Origin of the sequence: Streptomyces sp. NPDC052052, assembly GCF_040680455.1 — a bacterium.
Lineage (GTDB): Bacteria > Actinomycetota > Actinomycetes > Streptomycetales > Streptomycetaceae > Streptomyces.
The window spans coordinates 144,514-150,883 of sequence record NZ_JBFAWU010000019.1 but is presented as its reverse complement, the minus strand read 5'-3'; the positions used below and the strand labels follow the sequence as shown (position 1 = coordinate 150,883).

General features: G+C 67.7%; 5 protein-coding genes and 1 pseudogene. 5 read left to right on the top strand and 1 reads right to left on the bottom strand.

Features of this window, described 5'->3' with window-relative positions; translation table 11 throughout:
* Both AB0L71_RS23080 and AB0L71_RS23075 read left to right on the top strand, forming a co-directional pair.
* A pseudogene (locus tag AB0L71_RS23080) lies at positions 1–1,812 on the top strand (hypothetical protein); the annotation flags it as partial.
* Between the two features lie 18 nt (positions 1,813–1,830).
* Positions 1,831–2,598, top strand: a complete 768-nt coding sequence (locus tag AB0L71_RS23075) for a hypothetical protein (RefSeq protein ID WP_365246068.1) — start codon at positions 1,831–1,833, stop codon at positions 2,596–2,598.
* 157 nt (positions 2,599–2,755) lie between these two features.
* Here AB0L71_RS23075 and AB0L71_RS23070 read toward each other — a convergent pair whose 3' ends face one another.
* Complete coding sequence (locus AB0L71_RS23070) at positions 2,756–3,757, bottom strand: SEC-C domain-containing protein (RefSeq protein ID WP_365246065.1); 1,002 nt, start codon at positions 3,755–3,757, stop codon at positions 2,756–2,758.
* Between the two features lie 87 nt (positions 3,758–3,844).
* Here AB0L71_RS23070 and AB0L71_RS23065 point away from each other — a divergent pair, with 87 nt between their 5' ends.
* From AB0L71_RS23065 to AB0L71_RS23055, 3 genes are read left to right on the top strand one after another with little or no spacing between them, the layout of a single operon-like run.
* Positions 3,845–4,618, top strand: a complete 774-nt coding sequence (locus AB0L71_RS23065; protein WP_365246062.1) for a class E sortase — start codon at positions 3,845–3,847, stop codon at positions 4,616–4,618.
* Positions 4,619–4,673: 55 nt separating this feature from the next.
* Positions 4,674–4,832, top strand: a complete 159-nt coding sequence (locus AB0L71_RS23060) for a DUF3311 domain-containing protein (RefSeq protein ID WP_365246089.1) — start codon at positions 4,674–4,676, stop codon at positions 4,830–4,832.
* Positions 4,829–6,340, top strand: coding sequence for a sodium:solute symporter family protein (locus AB0L71_RS23055; protein ID WP_365246059.1), 1,512 nt, complete (start codon positions 4,829–4,831; stop codon positions 6,338–6,340). The genes AB0L71_RS23060 and AB0L71_RS23055 overlap by 4 nt, the downstream gene beginning before the upstream one ends.
* Positions 6,341–6,370 lie beyond the last annotated feature (30 nt).

The window sequence follows — 6,370 nt, the reverse complement described above, 5'->3', positions numbered from 1 at the left end:
CTCGGCCTGACCTGGGCCAACCTCCGCGCCCGGATCACCCGCAAGGGCGTCCCCGACCAGGCCCTGTCCGCCGTCGAGACCTCCGTGCCCGTCGCAAAGAAACTCGCCGCCGAAGGCCCCGCCGGTGCGGTCAAGGAGATCGAGGCCGAGGCCGGCAACCTCAAGGCCACCATCCTGGAGAAACTGACCAGCTACCTGATCCCCACCGTCATCGTCGCCGGGATCACCTGGATCATCTCCCTCCTCAACCCCGCCTCCGCGTTCGTCCGCGCGGTCAAGGGAATCATCGACATCGTCACGTTCATCGTGAACCAGGGCGCCCAGATCATCGAGTTCGTCAACGCCGTCCTCGACTCCGTCATCGCCATCGCCAACGGCGGCACCGCCGGCGTCCCCAAAATGATCGAAACCGCCCTCGCCGTCAGCGTCCCCGTCCTCATCGGGTTCCTCGCCTCACTCCTCGGCATCGGCAACCTCGCCAACAAGGTGAAGTCCGTCTTCCACGCCGTCGCCAAACCCGTCAACCGCGCCATCGACAAAATCGTCGGCTTCATCGTCAAGAAGGGCAAAGCCCTCTGGAACAAACTCAAAGGAAAAGGGAAAGGCAGGAAGAAAGAACCAGGAAAGAGCGACAGAAAGGCGAGAGAGCGAGGGAAGAGTCCGCGCGACAGGGGCAACGTGCGCGCCCCCTCGCCCCGTGGCCGGGATGCCAACGAGAAGGACACCGCGGGAGACAAGGGTGAGCGGCTGAGGCGGGCAGTGTCCGAGGCCAAGGCCCTCATGAATGGCAAGCAGCGCCTGAGTCTGATCCTCAACGCCCGTCTGGGAGCCATCAAACGCAAGTACCGGTTGACCGAACTGCGAGCCGTGCGATCCCCCAATTCGTACGCTTGGAAGATTTTCGCAAAGGTCAATCCCGAGGCCGAGTTCAAGGTTTTTTCGCTCCCCGACGAAGCGCGGGAGTTGCGCGCCGCGATCGGTGCCGGACTGAGGAAGTTGCCCAGTGCGGACTACCATGGCGAGAGATTCTTGACGGAGGTCAAGAAGATCGTCGACGGCATGCCACAGGTGCAACAGGCGAAGAAGGACGGATTCGAATTGCTCTGGGAGCCGATGTCTGACGACATGTGCGTTCTCTTTGCGGTGATAGATGGGAAGTCGGTCGATCCGTCGCCGATCGGCTATGTGCAGTGGCTGCGGGAATATGTGGACCTGGGGAAGGAGAAGGGCGAGCACAAGCAGAACACTTGGGCGGGTGATCCTGACGCGAACAACCTGTACGTCCATGATCAGGGCAAGCAAAAAACACCCCGGTTCGTGGTCCGGAACACGACGCCGACTGATCGCGAGAACATCGAGAGCGATAAGGGAATCCCGAAGAAGAAGGTCACGCGCCCGGTCAGCGAAGCCCAACATGTGGCCGGTCACAACGGAATCAGTCCGTGGGTCTCCGCCACCACGGTTCCCTCGGGAGACGTGCGGAACCCGCACGGAGACCTGTTCGGCAAGAAGAGTGAGCGAATCAGGATCGATCTTGCGTACATCAATTCGAACGATCTGAGGAACCTCACCACTTCCGAGGGGCACCAAAAATTCATCCTGAGTAAGAAGCCGGACAGGATGGTGAGAGCGGTGCGTGATGCGGTCCGCACTCAGGAGGTTCTGATCTTCGGGGCCATCCCGGCGAATGCCATTGAGCATCTCTCGGGCGAGGACGTAGACGCAGCGCGCGCCACATACAAGGCGCGGCGTGCCCAGTACTTCGGTAAGGGCGATGGCGTCCTCAAGGTCAAGCCCGGCGAGGACGAATAGGACAATTCGGGGAGAGCGGTGGTTGGATTGCACTACTGGCAACAATTCAAGCTTCGCGACGAGAACATGGAAAGGATGCGAGTCGCGCTGCTCTCCCCGCGCGAGAACAACAAGGTGCCGGAAGCGTTCTACGCCCTGCTTCGCAGTGGCGACCCCGATGCTGTCTGCGTGGCCATCAACTACTACTCCAGCGCTGCGTCGTCCGTGCACTTCGGCGGGGAGAACCAGCTTGCCGCCGCGACGGACGAGGTCCTCGAACGAGCCCGCGCCGTGTTGCGTGGCGAGTTGGAAGGCGAGGGGCGTGCGGCTCAGGACGACCTGGCGGAGGAACGTGTCGCCACGGCTCTGTCAGCCATCATGGAGCTGGTCGAGCCGCGGGACACGCCACTGGTGCTGAAAGCACTTGCCATCGCTCGGTCGGAGGAGGGCATCGAGGGCGCTGGTTACGCCGCGGCCCATCTTCTTGAGGTGCTGCTGCCGGGAAGCGACGAGTCGGAGGAATTGATCGCTGTTCTCGCCCGGGTCGCGTTCGACGAGTCCGTGCCGCACCGCAGTCGGTGGCCGGCGCTCGGCGCGATGGGGATGTCCTCGTCGGAGACGTCGATCAACTGGCTGATGCGGGCCCTGGATCTCCCTACGATCGAGCTTCAGGCCGTGGCCGGCATGGCGTTGGCGGAGCTCGACCTTGAGCGTTTTCGGCCACGCCTGGAGCGCATGGTTGCGTCGTGGCCGGAGGTCAGCGACTACCCGGCGTACCAAATGGTCGCGCTTCTCCGAGAGAGCTGACGGGCACGCTCGGCCCCAGAGGCGCAAGAGATCTCGACGACTGATGGCAGCGTTGCTCGTGGTCCCCTCGGACGCTCCTGGACGCTGATCGGATCAGGTGGTGTTCCCGGGGGAACGCGGGCACACCAGGGTGCGGTACGACCCCCCGCCCCGCCCCTCACCCCGCCCCGTGGCACTCCCCGTACGTCCGCACCGAACCGCACCAGCAGGGCGCCGTGCGGGCCGGGGGCCAGGGGACGGCGCGGCCGCGGGCGGCGAGGGTGGTGGCGTACTGGGGGAGGAGGTCCGGGTCGGAGGGGGACGCGGCCTCCGAGGCGGCGAAGGCCTCGTAGGACGGGACCGTGCCCGTCACGATGCCGAGGTTCGGGGTCCCCGCCTGGTGGAGGTCGCGCAGGGCCGCCTCCAGACGGTCCAGGTGGTCGGCGTGCGAGGGGTACTCGCTGCGCAGGCCCGGGTACGCGGCGAGGAGCTCGTCGAGTTCGGTGGCCGGCCAGTGCAGCACCGCGACGGGGAACGGGCGCGACAGCGCGGTGCGGTAGGTGCCCAGTTCGGCGCGGAGGCGGGTGATCTCGGCCTGGAGTTCGTCCGGGTCCGAGGAGCCGAGTGCCCACAGGCGCTTCGGGTCGTGCAGCTCGTCCAGCGGGACGGAGGCCGTGTGGACGGTGTCGGCCAGCTCGTCCCAGGCGTCGTGCTCGACGCCCATCAGCCTGCGCACCCGGTGGCGGCCGATCAGCAGCGACTGCGTGGCGTACGGCACCTCCTCGCCCGGGGTGAGGAGGAGGGTCAGCGCGGTGGTGAAGCTGTCGTGGGCCGCGTCCAGCTCATCGTGCGATTCGAGGGTCTCGGCCACGATCTCCCAGGGCGCGGGCTCGCGCGGGCTCGCCGTGCGGATGCCGTCGATGATCGCGCGGGCCTCGGCCTCATGGCCGTACTCCCACAGGTTGGCCGCCTTCAGGGCCTTGACCAGGTGCGGGCGGTCGAGGTCGGGGGAGCCGAGCAGGTCGTCGTAGAGCGTGGTGGCGCGGGCGCGGTCGTCGGCGAGCTCCAGATGGGCCGCGGCCCGCAGCAGCAGGGGCTCACGGTCCTCGGGATACTGCCCCGCGGTGCGCAGCAGGCGCTCGGCTTCGGTGGTGTGGTCAGCAGGCGTATCGGGGCGCATGTACCACACCGTACTGCTGTACGGCGGCCGTTCGGAGGGCGGTTCGGCCCCTGGAGAGTTGAGGGACTTGGCCTTATTGTGCGGGCCGTGCGGGAGCGGATACCGGTCGTGGTGCAGCGGAACTCGCGGGGGCGTCGGATCGTCGCGCGCGGGTTGTGGACCGGTGCCGAGGTGGTGGTGACGCTCGGCGTCGTCCTGTTGCTGCTCGTGGTTCATCAGCTGTGGTGGACCAACCGGCAGGCCCGCGCCGCCGCCGAGCACCAGGTCGAGGCGCTTGAGGGGGAGTGGGGGGCGTCTGGGGACGGGACGCGGGGGCGGGCAGCGGGTGACGGCGGTACGGGGAGCGGCGGTGCGTCCGGGTCCGGGGCCTCCGGTGGGCGTGCCTCCGGTGGCGGCACCGCATCCTCGACGGACCAGGCCTATGCCGTCATCCGCATCCCGCGGCTCGGGCTCGTCGCCCCCATCGCCCAGGGTGTCAGCAAGCGCGGCGTCCTCGACAAGGGGTACGTCGGGCACTACCCGCGCACCGCGCAGCCCGGCCAGGTGGGGAACTTCGCGCTCGCCGGACACCGCAACACCCACGGCGAGCCCTTCCGGTACATCAACCGGCTGCGGCGCGGGGACCGGATCACCGTCGAGACCCGGGACGCCGTGTACACGTACACCGTCGACCGGACGCTCGCGCGGACCGGTGCGAGTGACAGCGGTGTCATCGCGGCCGTCCCGCGCAGCAACGTGAAGCCGTACCCGGGGTACCGAGAGGCCGGTTCCTATGTGACGCTCACGACATGCACTCCCGAATTCACCTCCCGTTACCGGTTGGTTGTCTGGGGGAAGCTGAAGGACGTCCGGCTGCGGTAGCAATACCCGACTAAGGTTCCCTGACGTGCTCAGACGACGTCCGCAATTGCTGTGGCTGCTGGTCCCCTACGTGTTGTACCTGGGGGCGCTGCCGCTCGTGAACCGGGTCCAGCCCGTCCTCCTCGGCCTGCCGTTCCTCTTCGTGTGGCTGCTCGGGGCGACCCTGCTGACACCCGTCGCCGTCTGGCTGACCCGACGGGGGGACCGCCGGTGAACGCCGCCGTCGCCACGTCGGTCTTCGGGTTCTTCATGGCCGTCACCGTCGCCCTCGGGCTGCTCGCGACGCGCGGGCGGCGCAGGGGCCGCGGTGAGGGCGGCCTCGCGGAGTGGTCCGTGGGCGGGCGCAGTCTCGGGACCGTGTTCATCTGGGTGCTGATGGCGGGCGAGGGCTACACCAGCTTCAGCTATCTCGGCGCCGCGGGATGGGGCTACAACTACGGGGCGCCCGTGCTCTACGTGGTGGCGTACATGTCCTGCGGCTACGCACTCGGCTACGTCGTCGGGCCGATGCTCTGGGCGTACGCGCGCAAGCACGGGCTCGTCGGGATCACCGACATGGTGGCGCACCGCTTCGGACGGCCCTGGCTCGGCGCGCTCGTCGCCATACTCGCGACCGTCTTCCTGCTGCCGTACATCCAGCTCCAGATCACCGGCATGGGCGTGGTCGTCTCGACCATCTCCTACGGTGCGATCAGCCTCAACCAGGCCTACTTCATCGCCTTCGCCGTCACCACCGGCTTCGTCGTGGTGAGCGGACTGCGCGGCAGCGCATGGGTGTCCGTGCTCAAGGACGCCCTGGTGATCGTCACGCTCGGCTTCCTCGCCTTCTACGTACCGCTCCACTACTTCGACGGGTACGGGCCCTTCCTCGACCGACTCGTCACCGAGAAGAGCGACTGGCTGACCTTCCCCGGGCACGGGGACAGCGGGCTCGGGCAGGCGTGGTTCATCACCACCTCGTTCCTCAACTCCCTCACCGTGGTGATCTTCCCGACGACCGTCGCCGGCTACCTCGGCGCCAAGAACGCCGACGTGCTGCGCCGCAACGCGATGCTGCTGCCCGCCTACAACGTGCTGCTCTTCGTACCGATGCTGCTCGGCATGGCGGCCCTCTTCGTGGTGCCGGGTCTCGTCGGCGCCGAGTCCAACCTGGCGCTGTTCAAGCTCGTCGTGGACTCGCTGCCGGCCTGGGCGGTCGGGGTCATCGGAGTGGCGGCGGCGCTGTCGTCGATCGTGCCGATGGCCGTCTTCATGCTGGTCATCGGCACGATGTGGGGGCGCAGTGTGCTGTCGCTCGTGCCGAGATGGGAACGGCGGCAGAAGGGGGCCGCGCAGACCGTCGTGGTGGCCGCGGGCGTGATCGCGCTGGTGCTCACGTACACCGCGCCGAACACCCTCGTGCGGCTCTCCCTCATCAGCTACGAGGGGATGGCGCAGCTGCTCCCCATGGTGCTGCTGGGGCTGATCTGGCGGCGGCTGACCCTGCTCGGGGCGATGAGCGGACTGGTCGTCGGGGTGGGCCTGGTGTGCGGGTTCGTGTTCACCGAGAACGATCCGGTGTGGGGGGTGAACGCGGGCATCCTCGCGCTCGGCGCCAACCTCGCGGTCGCGCTCGCCGTGACCTACGCGGGCCCGCGCGAGCGCGACGGGCGCCCGGACAGCGAGGTGCTGGCCCGCGACGAGATCGACGGGACCGGGGCCCTGGTGGAGGGGTCCCGGTAGTACGCCGAGAAAACAACCCGGTAGCCCCGG

Coding starts and splice junctions, on each gene's coding strand:
- AB0L71_RS23070 (WP_365246065.1), bottom strand. CDS start 3,757: ATGCGCCCCGATACGCCTGCTGACCACACCACCGAAGCCGAGCGCCTG.